This is a genomic window from Magnetospira thiophila (assembly GCF_054657015.1).
This window is the reverse complement of record NZ_BAAHXF010000001.1, coordinates 1771223-1789983: the sequence shown is the minus strand read 5'-3', so window position 1 is coordinate 1789983 and position 18761 is coordinate 1771223. Positions and strand designations below refer to the sequence as shown.

The following is an 18761-nucleotide window of genomic DNA, read 5'->3' as shown; positions in this document are numbered from 1 at the left end:
CGTCCATAGGAGGGACCCGTTCGGCTTCGTGTAGCGCTTTGCGTTACGCGAAGCGAAGCCGGGCGGGAGGTGCCTGTGGGCGCACGGGGGCAACCTTGGTCTGGGAGGTCGACCCGGGGCTGTAAAATTAGGTTTCTGCGGGTTTCCGGCGTTTTTGACTTTGCTTGAGGCGGAAGCTCTCGCCGTTCATCTCCAGAATATGGACATGGTGGGTGAGGCGGTCGAGCAGAGCTCCGGTCAGGCGCTCGGAACCGAAGATCTCGGTCCATTCGTCGAACGGCAGGTTGGATGTGATGATCACCGAGCCGCGCTCATAGCATTGGGAGATGGTCTCAAACAGCAGTTCGGCCCCGGTCTTGGATAAGGGTACGAAGCCCAGTGCGTCGATGATCAGCAGGTTTTGACCGGCGAGTTGTTTTTGCAGGCGCAGAAGTCTGCGCTCATCGCTGGCTTCCATCAGTTCGTGGACCAGGGCGCTGGCGGTGATGAAGCGCACCTTCAATCCCTTTTGGCATGCCGCCAGGCCGAGGCCCAGGGCGATATGGGTTTTGCCGGTGCCGCTGGGACCCAGCGCGATGATATTCTCACGATCCTCAATGTACTGGCATCGAGCCAGTTCCATCACCAGGGGCTTATTGAGCGAGGCCATGGCCTTGAAGTCGAAGTTGTCGAGGCTTTTGACCGCGGGGAACCGGGCGGCCTTGATCCTTCGTTCGATCATACGCCGCTCCCGTTCGATCAACTCAAGCTCGACGAGGCGGAGCAGGAATTCCACATGGTTTTTGTTCTCGGCGGCGCTCTGCTTGGCCAGTTTGTCGTATTCGGCAAGGAAAGTGGGCAGACGCAGCTTCTTGAGGTGATGATGGAGCAGAATCTGAGGGCTGTCACTCATGCCGCCTTCTCCGCCAGGAGGTTCATATAGGCGGCGGGCCTTGTCGTCTCCACGGTGGCGCTGGGCAGGTAGGGATAGATATCCAGGTCCAGTTTGGGTGGCCGCTCCTCGATCCGGCAGAGGAGCAGGTGTTTGACGGCGTCATAGCCGATGGCGCCCATGGCCAGCGCCTGTTTGACGGCACCATGGACGTCGTCCCTCTCGAAGTCTTCCATCAGACGCAGAACCTGGACGTACTCCCGCTTGCCCTTCTTGCCCATGCGGGCCTCCAGCAGCCGATGCAGGGTGGTGAATTCGTCCGGCAGGTTCCAGCCTTTCAGGGGCGCCGCTTGATCAAGGGCACCGACCTTCTTCTCCAACAGCGGCAGAAAGTGCATCGGGTCAAAAACCATGTCGCCCTTGTCATAGGAACGCCGGTGGCGGGCGATGACATCGCTGCCGCAGCCGATAACCACCCGATCCACATAGCCGCGCACCAGCACCTCATGATGGGCATAGGCCACCGGCACCGAGTAATCGTTCCCCCGATAGCGCACCATGGAGACGGAGCTGGCCCGGCTGCTCACTTGTTGGCAAGCGTCATAGGGGGTGACGGGCAGTTCCATCAAGGCGTCCAGATCGCGCATCAGGCGTTCCCCGATGGTCTCGCCATGACCGCGAAGTTTATCCTCCTGGCGCTTCAGACATTGTTCCTCGAGAGAGGCGTTCAGGGCATCGAAACTCTCGAACCGTGGAATGGGAACCATGAAGTTGCGCCGCCCATAGCCGACCAGTCCTTCCACATCGCCCTTGTCGTTACCCTTGCCTGGGCGCCCGAACCTGTCTTTGAATAGATAGTGCGATTGCAGCCGGGTGAAGATCTGGGTACGAACCCGTTCCCCATTCTTCAAAATCCTGGCCACGGCAATCTTGGTGTTGTCATAAAGAATAGAGCGGGGAACGCCGCCGAAAAAGGCGAAGGCCGAGACATGGCCGTCACAGAACGCCTCGCTGGTCTCTTGCGGGTAGGCCTTGAGAAAACAGGCGTCTGAGTGCGGCAGATCCAAAGCGAAAAAATGTACTTTGAGCTTGATCCCGGCGATGACCGCCCAGGCTTCGCCGAAGTCCACCTGAGCATGGCCCGGATCGTGGGCCAGGGGCACAAAAACCTCCTTCGTCCGCCGTTTGCGCTCGCGAATATAGTCGGTGACGATGGTGATGCCGCCACCAAAACCATGCTCATCGCGCAGACGCTCGAAAATCCGCCGACAGGTATGGCGCTGCTTTTTCGGCTGATCCCGGTCGTCGTCCAAGATCCGATCAATAACACTGATAAAGGGATCAAGCTTGGGCCGTTTCGCCGGCTGGTCCCGCCGATAGCCCGGCGGCGTCGAATGCTGGAGCATCTTGGCTACCGTCTTGCGGTCAATCCCAAACCGCCGCGACGCTTCGCGCTGGCTCAGACCGTCGTGATGACAAGCCAAGCGCACCCGCCTGTATAGGTCCACGTGATACATCTCCCCGCCTTCCGCTCCAAACGAACAAAAGACGTTAAAATGGCGGAATTTTAGTCCGCGACAGTCAGATCATCCGACCGTTTCCGTGGCCCACTTTGGCACCGGGATTTACAATTTACATTTCATGATATTTTATTAATATTTTTTATTCTTGCATTTCCATTATACATCTATTATTTTTTCCATGACTTGTATAATTTCTCAAAAAAATATGCGAAGAGGCATAATGTTATTCTATTTATACTATTAACAGTAATTTCCATTACATCATCTTATTTTATATTTTTAATATCATTTCGCAGACTTATTATATGATTATTTTTATCATACTCATACGGTTTTTGCAGGATATCTTTCTTGCCGACTCAACCATGGCCTGCCATACTTCTTTAGGCTCGCGTGTACCCAGGTCAATTTGTTTGGCCCCCCTGGATGCAGGTGTTTCGCCTGGCTCGTAAGCATCTTTTGATTGCTCAAGGGGGATTCCCGCTTGGACGACGATCTTTACGTCTTCTGCCAGCATTGTGTCGGGGCCACCACGGATAACCTCCGTGCTTCCCTTCCCATCCCGGTAGGTCAGGTATGAATGGTAGCCAAAAGCACCGAAAGGATCGATTGCTGGTTTAGCCTCGATGTAGATGCCTGCTGTTAGGTCCCTTTCAATTGAATCATTGGTCATTTTTACTCTCCTAGATTTAACTATTACAAACAAATGTTGGGGATTATGAATTGTTTAAATATAAAATAACTCGCAAAATTTTATTTATTGTATCAACATTACTGACGATATCATTAATAACTTTATTTATTTCTTCTGGAACGCCCGTTCATGGAAATATATTTCCTATAGATGACTATGTAATTTTTATTTTGGTATATACTATATCATTATTTTTAAGATTTATTTCTATCTATATTTTATCAGTAAATACACTTACTTTTTTTGATTATATTTACTATTTGTCAATTCATTCATTTTTATACACAATATTATCTGGAGAATACATTCCATTAAATATTGCGTTTTTAATTGTTTATGACCGTTTAATTGAAATTCCTTATCTTAATATTATATTTGTAATTTTTATCATTTCCTATCCATTGTACATTTTCTATTTATTTTATGACTTATATAATTTCTCAAAAAAATATGCGCAACGACATAGCATTATCTTATTTATAATTTTAACTACAATATCAATTTCATCGTCATATATTATATTTGTAATTTCTATTTATAGATTTATTATATGATTATTTTGCCTTCCTGGATGCGAGCGTTTTGATCGGTTCGAAGGCTTTTTTGGATTGTTCTTGCTCTTTGTTCAATAAACGGGCGTCGGCTTCCGGGGGAAAAGTCAGAAGCCGACGCCCGTGGGCGCGGGAGCGGCATCTCGAAAGGTAAAGATGCGCTCGACCCCGCCTTGCCGTCTGAATTCGTTGCTAAAAGACTCGGGACCGGGAGTTTCCCCCCGATCCCGCTCGGGTCAATCCGGATAGAGCCGCTTGAAGCCTTCAGTCACCCGGGCCACATAGGCCTCGTCGTGATCGCGCCAATAGCGGGGATCGTCCATCATTTTGCGCAGATCTTTTTCATTGGCTGGCCCTTGAGCCCGACCGCCTTCTTCGATCAGACCCGGTTCTCCGCCGTTCATCATGTTGAACAAGGCCAGCACGCCTTCATAGGTCGTGCTGAGGGCTTCGTAGGTCTGTTTCGGCAGATGGGCCTGCCCCCAAACGGCAATTTGCCTTGAGATTTCGGCCCATTTATCTTCCCCGCCAAAATGGTCCATCAGCCTTTGCAACTGCGACTGAGCAAACTGGTCTTTCACCAGCTCGACGATGGAGGGCAGGACATGTTCCTTCGCCAGATCGTACACCAACTGGGCCTGGCTGCGCGTGAACCCGGCCTGATGGAGGCGCTTGTTCACTTCCGGGTCAGGGGCCAGGAAAGCACTTGTCGTCTCGATTTGATAACCCTCGGGGTCGGCGGGGACGCCATCCCCTCGAAAGGCACCATAACGCTTTTCCAGCGCCAGATAGGATTCCAGAAGCGCCTGGGTCCGGATTTCGTTTTTTTCAGGGTCCCAGAATTTGACCGGCACATTGGGCGGCGGACTGGGCTGCATCAGGGGTTGCTGTTCGGTCATTTTTTACTCCTTGATCACGTTTATATGGATTGAAAAATTATTGGCTTTGGCCTTCCTGACCCCGCTTCATCAGGGTCATTAAATAGGAGACCAGATGGCGCTGGCCCTCCATGTGGCGCAGGGTGGCGGAATCGACCGTCGGGCCGAGGGTGCGGTCGATGGTCACCGCCCGCAGATGAGCCAACACCCGTTGGCCATCCCGGGATCCGAAACAGCGGGCACAGGACAACGCCAGGTCCTGCTGTCGCTCGCTTTCCCGCTGCCGCGCCTTGTTGCCCGGGGCAAGGTCGAACCAGCCCCAGCCCTCGTTCTCATGCGCCATGGGGGCCTCCCTGCCCGGTCAGGGCTCCCAACATCTGGCCGATCATCTCGGCACCTCCTTGCGGTGCAGGTCCGGACGGCGCGGTAGACGTTTCGAGTGCCGTTGCGGTTGGCATTTCATCCCTCTCGCGGACCAGTTCGTCGGGAATATCGAACGCCCGCCCCAACCAGCGGGCCGCCGCCGGGACATCGACGATGGTTGTCACATCGGCGCCGATTTCTCTGAGCGCCCCGATCCAGCGGGTAATATTCTGCGCTTCCTCGCGGGCCGCGTTTCGCACCAGGGTGGATTGATAGCGCAGCACAACTTCCCGACCATCAATCCGCAGATTGGGAATTTCTCCCCGCCGACGCAGAATGGCCTGCGCCCGCATGAGCAACGGGTTCAACAATTCGGCCTGCAACCGTCCAAAGGTCGCACCCAACAGCCTGGACATGTCGGCCGAGCGTTCCAGAACTTCGGTAGCGGTCATTTTCGGACCTTCCGTCGGCCCCAGCTTGTCGGCCAGCAGGGACCGTCGGATGTTGTTGCGTAAACTCTCAAGGACGATTTCCGAAGTCCGCAATTCCCCCGGAGCCTTGAGCGGAGTCAGCCCCTGCGAGCCGACGGCCTTGGGGATGATGGTTCCGGGGGCCAGCTTGATGGTCGCCGGGTTGAGCACCCCATCATCATCGGCCTGCCAGATGCCGGTGACGGTGATAGAGGCGTTCTTAAGGATCAGTTCCACCACCTTGTTGGCCGTCTTGATGTCCGGCAAAGCCTTCATCACCGGCGAGCGTCCGTAATTTTCGCCCGGCGACTTGACCCAGCGAAAGGCGATGAAGGGGGAATGAGTGAAGCGACCCTGGCGCAACACGGTTGCTTCGCCCCCCGTATCCGTCCCGGACTCCAGCAGAGCCCAATAGCCATAGGTGCCGTCTTCGGGAATCACCGCCTCGATGACGATGACCCGTTCGTCCGGATCGCTTTCCAGACGGCGTTGCAGGTCGCTCGGCAATTCCGCTTCCGGAAACCGGACCTTGAATTGACCGGCAGTCAGTTCGGCGCGCCGATAGACCACGTCCAACCGCCCGGACCCGCCATCTTCCAACACTACTTGGCCAAGCGGCACGGCGGTGAATCGAAATGCCGAATTTTCGCCCACCCGGGCCTCTTCGAATTGCAGGCAGGCGGTGCCGACGGTCACCAGATCCAGATAACACTGATGCATTTCGACGGTGAAATTGGAGCGGTCGAAATGGGTTTGCAGGGTTCGCGACATGCGATCCAAATCGTCGGCCAGGGATTCGCGGGCTTCGGTGGTGGCATCCGGTCCGGCATTCAATCCGAACCAGCGACCGCCGGGCGGCGTCAGATGACCCAGCAGGCTGGCCGCCAACTGGTCCACCGCATCGGGGGCCGTGCCGTCAAACAGGTGATCGGTCTTTTTTTCGCCCGGCTGTCCGGGGGACAGGCTGTTGTCCCGCAGCGGCAGGGCATAGTCATAGCATTCCTGCCAGTGGGATTCCCACATGCTGCGGCGGTCCCTGGCCCGCTGATAGCGGGCCAGGATGTCACTGGGTTTGAGTTTGTTCATGATCATTCTCCCAACAGCTTTTTGCCGGAAGCGGGTGCGGCTTCATCCAGCAGTCCCCGTTCCGACGTCAGCACCGTGCCGGCGCGACCCCTTCGGCGACGCTCGATATTTTCAAGTCGCAGCTTGCGGGCTTCTTCTTCCGGGTCTTTGGCCGGCGCGGGAGCCGGCGGCGGCGGCGGCGGGGACGGTGAGCTAAATAATCCTCCCATGAGACGATCTCCTTTTATCAGGGGGGTACAAAAAACCCCGGCGGATGCCGGGGCGGGTGATGCAGTCAAAAAAATACCCCGGGAATTTCCTCGGGGCAGACTGCGGACGCACTTCGGGTGGTCGTTGACTCGCTTATATCCGGAAACATCTCCCTCCGTCAACCATAAAATATGCTTTTTTTCATTTTTTATGATTTTGCATATTGTTTTATGTGGCCACAGCAAAGAACATTATGTGAATTATCTGTGGGATGCACTAAGATCTCCCGTTTCCGAGGTATTGCAAATAAGGCACACTCGCAACAAACATCCTTAGGCGACAATACCAACAACACCAAGGACGAAGGTACCGTCTGGGGTGTGGGTGGTCAGTATGCCATGGGCCCGGGCGTGACCCTGGAAGGCACCATCCTGAATGTCGATTGGGACGGCGGCAACAACGCCACCACCACCGACAACAACAGCGGCTGGGCTGCCATTGCGGGTGTCAGAGTCGCCTTCTGATCCAAGGAAGCTCGACTGAATTGAGGAAAGGGCGGCTTCGGTCGCCCTTTCTTTTTGGGGGCCGATGATCCCGCACTCAGTCGTCGCGGATCAAAAACCGGAACAACTGCCAGGGCGTGAGGATCCAACGGTCTTGGAGTCCCAGCACCCGCTTGACCGCCTCGACACAGGTATAGAGCCGGAACGGGGCCATGCGCAGCGGGGCCTGTCGCAGACGGGTCACCGCCACCCGGCACCCCTGATTGTGCAACCAGGCCAGGGAGTCCGTCCCCGACGTCATGGGCCAGGGACGGATCAGGGTTTGATGGGACAAGGGGTCACAGACCAGCCACCCGCCACTTTGCCGAAAGATCACGAAACAATGCCGAAATCCAGGTTTCAGCCATCTCAACCACCAGATTTGGCTATGGGCCACGAAGACGACGATGGCATCGCCGTCCGCCCAGCCTTGCCCTTCACCCCGCCCGGTCATTCGAGAATACCCTTCAGTCGCAGCGGCGTGACCATCCTGTCCAATGCCTCATCCCAGAACCTGGCGGGAATTTCCTCCGAGCGGGATCGCGGATCTGGTGGCCGTCCGGCCAAGCCAAAATCCATCAGCACCCTGAGGTGATGGGCTGCTATTTTACCCATCCGCAGCAGCTTCATCACGATGACGTAGATGTCATCCGGATCGCAGGGCCGGTCGGTGCGCAGCAATTTATCGAAGCGTGCCCCTTCCCGGCGGGTCTGCTGGTGATGAATGAACCAGAACCAAACCTGCTCCACATCCTGAAACGGCTCGATTTCGCGCACCGGAATCGGTCGCTGGATGTATTTCACATGTTTCATGGGAACAGCCTCCCAGCTAAATTAGAACATATAAACAACTAACATCTGATATCTGGGACTATCATCCGATGTCAAGTCTATATTGTTATTTTTTCCTATAGACCCCCCTCCAAATTTGTGTGAACATGTTCCCATGCTAAGACATGCTGACATTTGGCGGGCCATCGACCGCCTGGCCGAGGAACACGGCCTCTCGGCGTCCGGCCTGGCGAAAAAAGCGGGCCTGGACCCGACCACGTTCAATAAAAGCAAGCGCACCACGGGCGATGGCAAGTTGCGCTGGCCGAGCACGGAAAGCGTCTCCAAGGTTCTCGCCGCGACCGGGGCGACCATTGGCGAGTTCGTCTCCTACATTGGCGAATCCCGTGGCCTCGGGGTGTTTCGCAATGTGCCGCTGATCGGTCTGGCGCAGGCTGGAGACGAGGGCTTTTTTGACGACTCGGGCTTTCCCGCCGGCAGCGGCTGGGACGAGATTCCATTTCCTGAAATCGGCGACCCCCATTGCTATGCCCTGGAAATCTCTGGTCAGAGCATGGAGCCGGTCTATCGGGACGGCGACCGGGTGCTGGTCTCGCCGGGGGCGACCATCCGGCGCGGCGACCGCATCGTCGCCAAGACCCGATTGGGCGAGGTCATGGCCAAGGAACTGGTCCGCATGACGGCCCGCAAGATCGAGTTGCGCTCTCTGAACCCCGACCACGGCGACCGGGAACTGGGCATGGAAGAGATCGAGTGGATGGCCCGCATCATCTGGGCCAGCCAGTAAGCCCTGACCCTGGGCCGGATTTTACACCGGCCTCGGCAACGTTCCGACCCTCCCGCGAACCGGGAGGGTTTTTTCTTGACATAAATCCTTTTTTAAGGCTTTGTGTAGGAATGAATACTTTTTATGATATCCTCATTCTTACCCAACGACTGCATCTCCGTTATGATGCTCCGCCGTTGGAACAGCGTCGGGCGGCACGGGTCGGCGGCACGGCGCGACTCGCCGCCTTGCGTCAGGCCGCTCGCGCCTCGGAACAGGCGCACCAGGCACTGGAAACCGTCCGTGCCATCGCCCGGCGGCGCTCCGTTACGGATACCCCGGAAACCGATGTCCGGATTCAGGACTTGCGGCAACGCCTTGAAAACCTTCGCCGCCGCCAATAACCATATATTAAAGTCAACTTTTTATCCCCTTATGAACAAGGGTAATAAACATACGTCGGCTTGTTAATGATCAAATACTGTAGTATATTACTTGGTATTGGAGGATGACACACACCCGGACGGCCCACCGGACATTCCCCAACGGCGCAGGACCCGCTCGCCGAAATCCAGCGGGACCGAACAAACCGTCCCATCAGTTTCGCCTGCTCCCCCTAACATGGCGGCTGATGGGACCAAATTTTGAGGGAGACACTTTATGATGCATACGGAACCCAATCTCGAACAATTGCTCAGAGACCCCCTTGTCCACGCGGTCATGCGCCGGGACGGCCTACATCCTGATCAGGTCCGTACCGTGATGACCCAGGCCCGCGCCGCCCGCTTTGCACGTTCCCGCTTCCATTGAGCAGCCTCTCACCAGCCCTGCTCATCTAACTTCAACAACGCTTCCCCCCGTGACCCGCCTTCGGAGATCTCCCGAAGGCGGGTTTTTATGATATTCGGAAATGGCCTTGACGAAGGTCGGCTTATCCACCCCTGTTCCCCACCCCCCGCCATGCCTATACTCCGGGCATGATGAATGCAGCCGATTCGCCTCTTGTTCTGCCGACGGCGGCCGCTTTGGCCGTTGGGCTGCGGGGCGTCGCCTGGGTGCGGCCCGATGCGGAACCGGAAAGTCTGTCCCTGCGCGAGACCGCCCAACGGGTGCATGAGGCCGGACCCGTTCTGATTTGCCATGGTCCGGCGCTGGCCCGGCGGCTCAAGACCTCTCCCTTTGCCGCGCTTGACCTGTTGGAGTTGTTCGCTTTCGTGCGACCGGCGCAATTCTGCCTGCCGACCGCCGGGGGACTTGCCGCCGCCCTCGGGTTGTCGGCACCGCGAACGTTGATCGAACAGGCGCAGGCGCTGCATCAGGTTTGTCGCCTGCTGTTGGACGAACTGACCCGGGCCGAGGTGGGCCGCGACGCCGTACCGGTGGCCTGGGCGATGACCCGCGGTGCCTGGCCCTGGGCCTCCTATGTGCTGGCGGCCCTGGGACAGAGCGGCGACGCCCCTCACTCACGCAATCTGTCGGAGGGCCTCAAGGTCTGGACCCGTCGCGCCGAATGGTCGGAACATGCCCCGGAGCCGCCGGCCGGACATTTGCCGGTGGAGCCGGTGGAGGCGCGGGCGCAACTGGTGAAGATGCTTGGCGGCACCGCCGAGGACCGCCCTCAGCAGAAGGAATATGCCGCCGCCGTCGCCGCCGCCTTCGATCCCTGCGACGCCGAGGGCGAACCCCGGGCGGTGCTGGCCGAGGCCGGGACCGGGGTCGGCAAGACCCTGGGCTACATCGCCCCCGCCGCCGTCTGGGCGCGCAAGAATCACGGGCCGGTATGGATCAGCACCTATACCCGCAATCTGCAACGGCAGTTGGATGGCGAACTGGACCGACTGTATCCGGACCGGGGAGAGAAGGCGGCCAAGGCGGTGGTGCGCAAGGGACGGGAAAACTATCTCTGCCTGCTCAATCTGGACGAGGCGGTGCAGCGCCTGCCGCTGCACCCGACCGATGCGGTGGGGCTTGGACTGATGGCCCGCTGGGGGGCCGCGACCCGCGACGGCGACATGGTGGGCGGCGACTTTCCGGGCTGGCTGGCCGATCTGGTCGGACGGCGGCTGACCGTGGACCTCACCGACACCCGCGGCGAATGCATCTATTCCGGCTGTATCCATTACCGAAAATGCTATGTGGAACGGTCCATCCGCCGCGCCCGTCGGGCCGAGATCGTCATTGCCAACCATGCCCTGGTGCTGGTGCAGGCGGCGCTGGGCGGCGGCGATGAGGCCTACCTGCCGACCCGCTATGTGTTCGACGAGGGGCACCATCTGTTCGAGGCCGCCGACAAGGCCTTTTCGGCCCATTTGTCGGGTCAGGAAACAGCCGAGCTGCGCCGCTGGCTGCTCGGGGCCGAAGATCGGGACCGCTCCCGGGCGCGCGGCCTGAAGGCCCGCATGGAAGATCTGGTGGCCAGCCAGCCGGAATTGCTCGACGCCCTTGGCGGTCTGCTCCATGCGGCGCACCAGTTGCCCGGCCTGGGTTGGCACCAGCGGCTGTCGTCCGGCCAACCCCATGGTCCGGCCGAGGCCTTTCTCGAACGGCTGCGCGCCCAGGTCCTGGCCCGCACTCGCAATACCGAATCCGCCTATAGCCTGGAAGCCGAAACCCAGCCGCCGATCCCCGGATTGATCGAGACGGCGGTGGATCTGGAACAGGCAGTGCAAAACATTGAAACTCCGGCCCGGCTGCTGATCCGCGCCTTGGCCAAATGGCTCGACGATGATGCCGCCGATCTGGACAGCGCCACCCGCCTGCGCATCGACAGCCTGATCCGCTCGCTGGAACGGCGCTGTGTCGATTCGGCCCAGGTCTGGCGCGCCATGCTGCGATCCCTGGGCGAACAGACGCCGCCGGAGTATGTGGACTGGCTGAGTTTGGACCGCCAGAATGGCCGCGATACGGATGTGGGGCTGCACCGTCACTGGATTGATCCGGTCCTCCCTTTTTCCCGGGTGATGGCGCAACAGGCGCAGGGGTTTTTGATCACCTCCGCCACCCTGCGCGACGGCAGCGGCGACGAGGCCAAGGACTGGGATGCGGCCGAGATCCGCACCGGCACCCGCCACCTGTCCCGGGCGGCAGAGCGCACAGCAGTGGCCTCGCCGTTCGATTATGCCAACCAGACCCGCGTGCTGATCGTCACCGACGTGGGGCGCGACGACATGGATTTGATCGCCTCGGCCTATCGGGAATTGTTCCTGGCGGCGGGCGGCGGCGGGCTCGGGCTGTTCACTGCCATCTCGCGGCTGCGCGCCGTGCATAGTCGCATCGCCGGGCCGCTCGATCAGGCCGGAGTGCCGTTCTATGCCCAACATATGGACCCCCTGGATACCAGCACCCTGATTGATATCTTCCGGGCCGAGGAAAATGCCTGCCTGCTCGGCACCGATGCGGTGCGCGATGGCGTCGACGTACCGGGCCGGGCGCTGCGGCTGATTGTTTTTGACCGGGTGCCCTGGGCGCGGGCCGACATTCTGCACAAGGCAAGACGTCAGGCATTCGGCGGCGGGCGTTACGACGACATGCTGACCCGCCTGAAGCTGAAGCAGGCCTACGGAAGGCTGGTGCGTCGGGCCGATGACCGGGGGGTGTTCGTGATGCTCGATTCCCGACTGCCGTCGCGGTTGCTCGGAGCCTTCCCCGAAGGCGTCGCCGTGCAGCGCTTGGGACTGGCCGAGGCCATTGATCAGGTGAAGGGGTTTTTGTAGCGTTGTGTGTCCATCGTTCTTCGCCTAAGATCAATCTGGAGGATTCAGGGAGGGATGGGCACCGGCTTGCGTTTTCGGCTGAAATGCAGTCGTTGCCGGCATAAGAACCATCATCATCCGCAGGCATTGCGGCGGCGTTCCGTCGGTGCGTGTCATTTTCTGGATTTTCCCAAACATTGAGCACAGGCAAGCGTTTGCGCTTGCAAGATTGTTTTGCACGAATCCACCAACCATGCCGACACAGGCATGGGACAGCGGGAGGCCAAAACGGGAGGGAATTTGCCGCTACGTCCTGCACTTGGAAGGCAATGTGATCGGTTTTCGATGCACAGGGTCTTTGAAGGCGTTGGGGCCTGGCAGCGAGTCACCCTTATTCTGAATCATCCTGGAGACGGACTATGACCCAATCGGTAGTATTTTTGAGTGGTGCGCGCACCGCCATCGGCGATTTCGGCGGTGGATTGTCAACTGTTGAAGCGACCAAACTGGCCTCGACCGTTGTTGCTGAGGTGGTGAAACGGGCCAATGTGCCCGCCGATGCCGTCGATCATTGCGTGATCGGCAATGTGATCCACAGCGAGCCTCGGGACATGTATATCTCCCGCGTCGCCGCCCTGGATGGCGGGCTTGCGCAGGCCTGCCCGGCTCTGACTCTCAATCGCTTGTGCGGCAGTGGCATGCAGGCCATCATTTCCGCCTCGCAGATGATCATGCTCGGCGATGCGACCCTGTGCGTGGCCGGGGGGGCGGAAAACATGTCCCGTTCGGGTTACACGCTTCAGACCAATCGCTGGGGCCAGAAAATGGGCGACTCCAAGCTCATCGACATGATGGTGGGTGCCCTGTCCGATCCGTTCGGCGCTGGCCACATGGGCATCACGGCGGAAAACGTCGCCAATCGCTACAACATTGATCGCTCGGTTCAGGATGAATGCGCGGTAGAAAGCCATCGCCGCGCCATCGCCGCCCAGGCGGCGGGGCATTTCGATTCGCAGATCGTCGAGATCGAGGTGAAATCGCGCAAGAAGACCATCATCGTCAACAAGGACGAGCATCCCCGTTCCGATGTGAGCCTCGACAGCCTGTCCAGCCTGCGCCCTGCCTTCGACCGCGAGGGTTCCGTCACCGCGGGCAACGCCTCGAGCATCAACGACGGCGCGGCCGCCGTGGTGGTCGCCAGCGAGGCCGTGGCGGCGAAACATGGGGCCAAGCCGCTGGCCCGGCTGGTGGCCTACGGGTTCTCCGGCGTGCAACCGGACGAAATGGGCATGGGGCCGGTGGACGCCGTGCGGCAGGCCCTGTCCAAGGCCGGACTGAAGCTCGACGACATGGATGTGATCGAGGCCAACGAAGCCTTTGCGGCACAGGCCTGTGCCGTGTCGAACCAGCTCGGCTTCGACCCCGCCAAGACCAATCCGAACGGCGGCGCCATCGCCCTGGGCCATCCCATCGGTGCCACGGGGGCCATCATCACGGTGAAAACCATCTACGAGTTGCAGCGTATTCAGGGCCGCTACGGATTGGCGACCATGTGCATCGGTGGCGGTCAGGGCATCGCCATCATCCTCGAACGACTGTGAGGGCTCTCGAAGCTCCACAAAATACATTGAATATATCAATAGGGAGAATGACATGACGCGTAACGTATTGGTCACCGGTGGGTCCGCAGGGATCGGATCGGCCATTGCCGAGGCCTTCAAGGCCAAGGGCGGCTATAATGTGGTGGCCGTTGATATTGACGAAGCGAAGAATAAAGCCTTCACCGACCGTACCGGCATTCCGACCTTCAAGGTTGATGTGTCCGACTACGACGACGTGAAGCGCTGCATTGGCGAGATCGAGGCGGCCCACGGCCCCATTGACATCCTGGTCAACAACGCCGGCATCACCCGTGATGGCATGGTGCACAAAATGGACCCGGCCAAATGGCACGCCGTGATCAACGTCAATCTGAACTCCGTGTACAATACGGTGAACTGCATTGCCAACGGCCTGCGCGAGCGGGGCTGGGGCCGCATCATCAATATCTCCTCCATGAACGGCCAAAAGGGTCAGATGGGCCAGGCCAACTATGCCGCCGCCAAGGCGGGCATGATCGGCTTCACCATGTCCATTGCCCAGGAAATGGCCCGCAAGGGGATCACCGCCAACTGTGTCGCCCCCGGGTTCATCCTGACCGACATGACCAAGGCCATGCCGCCGGAAATTCTTGAAGGCGAAGCCAAGAAAATCCCGGTGGGTCACTTGGGCGACCCCAAGGACATTGCCTCCGCCGTTGTCTATCTGGCCAGCGAGGAAGCCGGTTTCCTGACCGGTCAGGTGATTGCCGTCAACGGCGGTCAGTACATGTAACGCGCGTTGTCAGGCGGCACCCTGCCCCTGACCAGATGTGAATAGACCCCGAGCGGCCCCGTTGTGCTGTCATGGCACAGGGGCCGCTCGGACGTTCCGGGCAAAGATTTTTTTCCCCGCTGACATTTTATCACCTATTGACGAGTATGCCACCCATACTCTACCTTAAATACCCATGGCAGATGCGCAAACTCTTTCGATCTCGGAAAAGATCGACTGGCTTCGTTTAATCCGCAGTGAAAATGTGGGGCCGGTGACCTTTCACCGACTGTTCGAGCGCTTCGGGTCCGCCCGGGAGGCCCTGAATGCCCTGCCCGAATTGGCCCGCCGGGGCGGGCGTAAGCACCTGAAAATAGCCGACCGCGCCACCGCCGAACGGGAGATCGAGGCGGCGCGGTTGATCGGGGCACGGTTGATTGCCGCCGTCGAGCCCGACTATCCGCCCTTGCTGACCCAGACCGAGGATGCGCCGCCGTTGATCTATCTGCTCGGCCACGCCCACCTGTTGCGCAAAAAAGCGGTGGCGGTGGTCGGGGCGCGCAATGCCTCGGCCAATGGTCGTCATCTGGCCGAGCGTTTGAGCCGGGACCTGGGCGCGGGCGGACTGCTGGTGGTATCGGGCATGGCGCGGGGAATCGACGCTGCGGCCCATCAGGGTGCCCTGGCCAGCGGCACCGTTGCCGTCCTCGCCGGGGGCGTGGACAACATCTATCCCAAACAAAATCAGGCCCTGTACGAACGGATTCGCGAGGTCGGGGCCTTGATCGCCGAATCGCCGCCCGGCACGGTGCCCCAGGCACGCCATTTTCCAAGCCGCAATCGACTGATTTCCGGCATGGCGCGGGGGGTTCTGGTAGTCGAGGCGGCCCCCCGCTCGGGTTCATTGATCACCGCCCGGCTGGCCCTCGATCAGGGACGGGAAGTGTTTGCCGTCCCCGGCTCGCCGCTCGATCCGCGCAGCCGCGGAGCCAACGATTTGTTGCGACAGGGGGCGACGCTGGTGGAATCGGCGCAGGAAATTCTCGACCTGCTGAAGGCCTCCGGCAGCAACGTCCTGAAGGAAGCGCGACGGCCTTTCCTGCCGCCGTCCTCCCCCCCCGAACCCCTGCCTTCGGAGCCGGAATCCGCCCGCAATCGGATCATCGAATCTTTGGGTCCGGCTCCCGTGGGTGTTGACGAAATCATCAGACGATGCCAATTCTCCCCCGCCGTGGTTGCCACGGTGCTCCTGGAACTGGAACTTTCCAGCCGCCTGGAGCGTCATCCGGGAAATCGGGTTTCCCTGCTCCTTGACGGGTAAGAAGGACTTCATGAACGTCGTCGTCGTCGAATCACCGGCCAAAGCCAAGACCATCAACAAGTACCTGGGCGCGGACTACACCGTTCTCGCCTCCTATGGTCACATCCGCGACCTGCCGGCCAAGGACGGCTCGGTGCGCCCGGATGAGGAATTCGCCATGGATTGGGAGCTGGACGTCAAATCGTCCAAGCACGTCAAGGCGATCATGGCGGCGCTCAAGGGGGCCGACAAGCTGTTCCTGGCCACCGACCCGGATCGCGAGGGCGAGGCCATCTCCTGGCACGTGCAGGAAGTGCTGGCACAGAAAAAACTGCTCAAGGGCATCGAAGTCAAACGGGTGGTGTTCAACGAGATCACCAAATCCGCTGTGCTCGACGCCATGGCGAACCCGCGCGACCTGGACCATCAGCTGATTGACGCCTACATGGCGCGGCGGGCCTTGGACTATCTGGTCGGATTCAATCTGTCGCCGATTTTATGGCGCAAACTGCCCGGGTCCCGGTCGGCGGGCCGGGTGCAATCGGTGGCACTGCGCCTGATCTGCGAGCGTGAGGCCGAGATCGAAGTTTTCAAGTCCCAGGAATACTGGTCGGTGGAAGCCGATTTCACCACCCCTTCCGGCGGCACGGTGACGGCCCAGTTGTCCCAGTTGGACGGCCGCAAGCTCGACAAGATGGACCTGCGCGACGCTCAGGCCGCCGAGGCGGCGGTGCGGGCGATCCAGTCCGGGTCTTATACGGTCACTTCGGTGGAACGCAAACAGGGCCGCCGCAATCCGCCGCCGCCGTTCACCACCTCGACCCTTCAGCAAGAAGCCTCGCGCAAACTGGGCTTCGGGGCCAAGCGCACCATGCAGGTGGCGCAACGGCTCTACGAAGGCGTCGATATCGGCGGCGAGACGGTCGGTCTTATCACCTATATGCGAACCGATGCGGTCAATCTGGCCAACGAAGCCATTGCCGCCATTCGGGCGCAGATCGGTCGCGCCTTTGGGGACTCCTATCTGCCCGCCGAGCCGCGTCTTTACAAGACCAAGGCCAAGAATGCCCAGGAAGCCCACGAGGCGGTGCGTCCGACCGACGTCAGCCGGACTCCCAAGGATGTGGCCGGACACCTCTCCGACGAGCAATTGCGGCTCTATGAACTGATCTGGAAACGCAGCATGGCCTGTCAGATGTCCAGCGCCGTGCTCGATCAGGTGGGGGCCGATATCGCCGATGAACGCGGCAAGACGGTGCTGCGCGCCACCGGATCGGTGGTCGCCTTCGATGGTTTCCTGAAGCTCTATGTGGAAGGCCGCGACGACGTCGGCGACGACGAAGGTGAAAAGCGCCTGCCGCAAGTCGCCGAGGGTGAGGCCATGGCCTTGCAAGAGACCAAGCCGGAACAGCATTTCACCCAGCCGCCGCCGCGCTATACCGAAGCCAGCCTGGTCAAGAAAATGGAGGAGTTGGGCATCGGTCGTCCCTCCACCTATGCCAGCATCATCACCGTGTTGCAGGATCGCGATTATGTGAAGCTGGAGAAAAAGCGCTTCCTGCCCGAGGATCGGGGCCGTCTGGTCACCTCGTTCCTGTCCGAATTTTTCACCCGCTATGTGGCCTATGACTTCACCGCCGAGTTGGAAGAAAAGCTCGATGACGTTTCCGGCGGACGGATTGCCTGGCGCACCGTGCTGCACGACTTCTGGGACTCTTTCTCCAAGAAAATAGGCGAAACCACCGAATTGCGGGTCAAAGACGTGCTCGACGCCCTGGACGCCGCCCTGGGGCCGCATTTCTTTCCCGCACCGGAGGATGGTAGCGATCCGCGCGCCTGTCCCAAATGCGATGACGGGCGGCTGAATCTGAAACTCGGCAAGTACGGGGCCTTCATCGGTTGTTCCAACTACCCCGACTGCAAATTCACCAAGCGGCTGGAAGTGGGCAACGGGGAAAACGGTGAGAGCAACGGCAATCTCGAAACCCGCGAACTGGGCCAGGACCCGGAAACCGGGCTGACCGTCACCCTGCGTCAGGGGCCTTATGGTCTCTATGTCCAATTGGGTGAGGCCGAGGGCAAGGGCAAGACCGCCACCAAGCCCAAGCGGGCCTCCCTGCCGCGCGGATTGGCGGCGGACGAAGTGGACCTTGCCAAGGCCCTGGGCCTGCTCGCCCTGCCGCGCGCCATCGGCACCCACCCGGAAACCGGCGATGCCATCAGCGCCGGCCTGGGCCGCTTCGGTCCCTATATCAAGATGGGCGGCACCTATGTGTCCCTGAAGGAAGATGACGTGCTCAGCGTCGGCATGAACCGGGCGGTGGAACTGCTGGCCAACGCGCCGCGCAAAGACCCGCCGAAGGAACTCGGCAAGCACCCCAAAGACGGCAAGTTGATCACCCAACGGGCCGGGCGCTGGGGCCCCTACGTGCAGCATGGCCGCACCATGGCGACCATCCCCAAGGAGCTGCGCGATACGGAAATCACCCTGGAACAGGCCGTCGCCCTGATCGCCGCCAAGTCTGGCAAGTCCGCCCCGGACAAAAAGGAACCGGCCAAGAAGGCGACCGCCAAAAAACCTGCCGCGAAGAAATCGCCAGCCAAGAAGGCTGCGGCGAAAAAACCAGCCGCAAAGAAAAAACCAGCCGCCTCACAGTCACGTTGACAGCCCCGCCCCTGGCCATTAAAACCC

Annotated in this window: 18 protein-coding genes; 9 read left to right on the top strand and 9 right to left on the bottom strand. The window is 59.5% G+C overall.

Going from position 1 to position 18761, the window contains the following annotated elements; all coding sequences use genetic code 11:
- Positions 1-127 precede the first annotated feature (127 nt).
- The 7 genes from istB to ACYQ1P_RS08555 form a co-directional block, all read right to left on the bottom strand.
- Positions 128-892, bottom strand: a complete 765-nt coding sequence (gene istB / locus ACYQ1P_RS08585; RefSeq protein WP_460019926.1) for an IS21-like element helper ATPase IstB — start codon at positions 890-892, stop codon at positions 128-130.
- Positions 889-2388: an IS21 family transposase gene (gene istA / locus ACYQ1P_RS08580; protein WP_460019925.1), complete on the bottom strand. Its 1500-nt coding sequence runs from the start codon at positions 2386-2388 to the stop codon at positions 889-891. The genes istB and istA overlap by 4 nt, the downstream gene beginning before the upstream one ends.
- 307 nt (positions 2389-2695) lie before the next feature.
- Positions 2696-3067 carry a hypothetical protein gene (locus ACYQ1P_RS08575; protein ID WP_460019924.1) on the bottom strand — a complete coding sequence of 124 codons (372 nt, stop codon included), beginning with the start codon at positions 3065-3067 and terminating at the stop codon, positions 2696-2698.
- An 808-nt stretch (positions 3068-3875) separates the two neighbouring features.
- A complete protein-coding gene (locus ACYQ1P_RS08570) occupies positions 3876-4538 on the bottom strand; it encodes a capsid assembly protein (RefSeq protein WP_460019923.1) in 663 nt (220 codons plus the stop codon).
- A 37-nt stretch (positions 4539-4575) separates the two neighbouring features.
- A complete protein-coding gene (locus ACYQ1P_RS08565; RefSeq protein WP_460019922.1) occupies positions 4576-4860 on the bottom strand; it encodes a Bbp19 family protein in 285 nt (94 codons plus the stop codon).
- Positions 4850-6436 carry a portal protein gene (locus ACYQ1P_RS08560; protein ID WP_460019921.1) on the bottom strand — a complete coding sequence of 529 codons (1587 nt, stop codon included), beginning with the start codon at positions 6434-6436 and terminating at the stop codon, positions 4850-4852. The genes ACYQ1P_RS08565 and ACYQ1P_RS08560 overlap by 11 nt, the downstream gene beginning before the upstream one ends.
- Positions 6437-6438: 2 nt before the next feature.
- The gene (locus ACYQ1P_RS08555; protein ID WP_460019920.1) at positions 6439-6645 is read right to left on the bottom strand and encodes a hypothetical protein; all 207 of its coding nucleotides are present in this window, start codon (positions 6643-6645) and stop codon (positions 6439-6441) included.
- 378 nt (positions 6646-7023) lie between these two features.
- On the opposite strand from ACYQ1P_RS08555, the gene ACYQ1P_RS08550 reads away from it, so the two are divergent.
- A complete protein-coding gene (locus tag ACYQ1P_RS08550) occupies positions 7024-7149 on the top strand; it encodes a hypothetical protein (protein ID WP_460019919.1) in 126 nt (41 codons plus the stop codon).
- Between the two features lie 76 nt (positions 7150-7225).
- Here the strand turns inward: ACYQ1P_RS08550 and ACYQ1P_RS08545 are convergent, their stop codons facing one another.
- Positions 7226-7621 (bottom strand): hypothetical protein, encoded by a 396-nt coding sequence (locus ACYQ1P_RS08545; protein WP_460019918.1) that lies wholly within the window; start codon positions 7619-7621, stop codon positions 7226-7228.
- On the bottom strand, positions 7618-7980 hold the full coding sequence (locus ACYQ1P_RS08540) for a hypothetical protein (RefSeq protein WP_460019917.1): 363 nt from the start codon (positions 7978-7980) through the stop codon (positions 7618-7620). Before ACYQ1P_RS08540 ends, ACYQ1P_RS08545 begins: the two co-directional genes overlap by 4 nt.
- Positions 7981-8113: 133 nt before the next feature.
- Here ACYQ1P_RS08540 and ACYQ1P_RS08535 point away from each other — a divergent pair, with 133 nt between their 5' ends.
- From ACYQ1P_RS08535 to topA, 8 genes are all read left to right on the top strand, one after another.
- Positions 8114-8746, top strand: coding sequence for a S24 family peptidase (locus tag ACYQ1P_RS08535; RefSeq protein ID WP_460019916.1), 633 nt, complete (start codon positions 8114-8116; stop codon positions 8744-8746).
- 110 nt (positions 8747-8856) lie between these two features.
- The gene (locus ACYQ1P_RS08530; RefSeq protein ID WP_460019915.1) at positions 8857-9129 is read left to right on the top strand and encodes a hypothetical protein; all 273 of its coding nucleotides are present in this window, start codon (positions 8857-8859) and stop codon (positions 9127-9129) included.
- A gap of 256 nt (positions 9130-9385) precedes the next feature.
- Entirely contained in the window at positions 9386-9535 is a 150-nt protein-coding gene (locus ACYQ1P_RS08525) for a hypothetical protein (RefSeq protein WP_460019914.1), read from the top strand.
- A gap of 170 nt (positions 9536-9705) precedes the next feature.
- Positions 9706-12438 carry an ATP-dependent DNA helicase gene (locus ACYQ1P_RS08520; protein ID WP_460019913.1) on the top strand — a complete coding sequence of 911 codons (2733 nt, stop codon included), beginning with the start codon at positions 9706-9708 and terminating at the stop codon, positions 12436-12438.
- 398 nt (positions 12439-12836) lie between these two features.
- The gene (gene bktB, locus ACYQ1P_RS08515) at positions 12837-14018 is read left to right on the top strand and encodes a beta-ketothiolase BktB (RefSeq protein ID WP_460019912.1); all 1182 of its coding nucleotides are present in this window, start codon (positions 12837-12839) and stop codon (positions 14016-14018) included.
- 52 nt (positions 14019-14070) lie between these two features.
- Positions 14071-14790, top strand: coding sequence for an acetoacetyl-CoA reductase (phbB, locus tag ACYQ1P_RS08510; protein WP_460019911.1), 720 nt, complete (start codon positions 14071-14073; stop codon positions 14788-14790).
- A 175-nt stretch (positions 14791-14965) separates the two neighbouring features.
- On the top strand, positions 14966-16090 hold the full coding sequence (gene dprA / locus ACYQ1P_RS08505) for a DNA-processing protein DprA (RefSeq protein ID WP_460019910.1): 1125 nt from the start codon (positions 14966-14968) through the stop codon (positions 16088-16090).
- 10 nt (positions 16091-16100) lie between these two features.
- The gene (topA, locus tag ACYQ1P_RS08500; RefSeq protein WP_460019909.1) at positions 16101-18734 is read left to right on the top strand and encodes a type I DNA topoisomerase; all 2634 of its coding nucleotides are present in this window, start codon (positions 16101-16103) and stop codon (positions 18732-18734) included.
- The last annotated feature ends 27 nt before the right edge of the window (positions 18735-18761 follow it).

Bases quoted from the DNA above. Each gene is read 5' to 3' on its own strand.
- istB (WP_460019926.1), bottom strand. From the start codon at position 892: ATGAGTGACAGCCCTCAGATTCTGCTCCATCATCACCTCAAGAAGCTG.
- istA (WP_460019925.1), bottom strand. From the start codon at position 2,388: ATGTATCACGTGGACCTATACAGGCGGGTGCGCTTGGCTTGTCATCAC.
- ACYQ1P_RS08575 (WP_460019924.1), bottom strand. From the start codon at position 3,067: ATGACCAATGATTCAATTGAAAGGGACCTAACAGCAGGCATCTACATC.
- ACYQ1P_RS08570 (WP_460019923.1), bottom strand. From the start codon at position 4,538: ATGACCGAACAGCAACCCCTGATGCAGCCCAGTCCGCCGCCCAATGTG.
- ACYQ1P_RS08565 (WP_460019922.1), bottom strand. From the start codon at position 4,860: ATGGCGCATGAGAACGAGGGCTGGGGCTGGTTCGACCTTGCCCCGGGC.
- ACYQ1P_RS08560 (WP_460019921.1), bottom strand. From the start codon at position 6,436: ATGAACAAACTCAAACCCAGTGACATCCTGGCCCGCTATCAGCGGGCC.
- ACYQ1P_RS08555 (WP_460019920.1), bottom strand. From the start codon at position 6,645: ATGGGAGGATTATTTAGCTCACCGTCCCCGCCGCCGCCGCCGCCGGCT.
- ACYQ1P_RS08550 (WP_460019919.1), top strand. From the start codon at position 7,024: ATGGGCCCGGGCGTGACCCTGGAAGGCACCATCCTGAATGTCGATTGG.
- ACYQ1P_RS08545 (WP_460019918.1), bottom strand. From the start codon at position 7,621: ATGACCGGGCGGGGTGAAGGGCAAGGCTGGGCGGACGGCGATGCCATC.
- ACYQ1P_RS08540 (WP_460019917.1), bottom strand. From the start codon at position 7,980: ATGAAACATGTGAAATACATCCAGCGACCGATTCCGGTGCGCGAAATC.
- ACYQ1P_RS08535 (WP_460019916.1), top strand. From the start codon at position 8,114: ATGCTAAGACATGCTGACATTTGGCGGGCCATCGACCGCCTGGCCGAG.
- ACYQ1P_RS08530 (WP_460019915.1), top strand. From the start codon at position 8,857: ATGAATACTTTTTATGATATCCTCATTCTTACCCAACGACTGCATCTC.
- ACYQ1P_RS08525 (WP_460019914.1), top strand. From the start codon at position 9,386: ATGATGCATACGGAACCCAATCTCGAACAATTGCTCAGAGACCCCCTT.
- ACYQ1P_RS08520 (WP_460019913.1), top strand. From the start codon at position 9,706: ATGAATGCAGCCGATTCGCCTCTTGTTCTGCCGACGGCGGCCGCTTTG.
- bktB (WP_460019912.1), top strand. From the start codon at position 12,837: ATGACCCAATCGGTAGTATTTTTGAGTGGTGCGCGCACCGCCATCGGC.
- phbB (WP_460019911.1), top strand. From the start codon at position 14,071: ATGACGCGTAACGTATTGGTCACCGGTGGGTCCGCAGGGATCGGATCG.
- dprA (WP_460019910.1), top strand. From the start codon at position 14,966: ATGGCAGATGCGCAAACTCTTTCGATCTCGGAAAAGATCGACTGGCTT.
- topA (WP_460019909.1), top strand. From the start codon at position 16,101: ATGAACGTCGTCGTCGTCGAATCACCGGCCAAAGCCAAGACCATCAAC.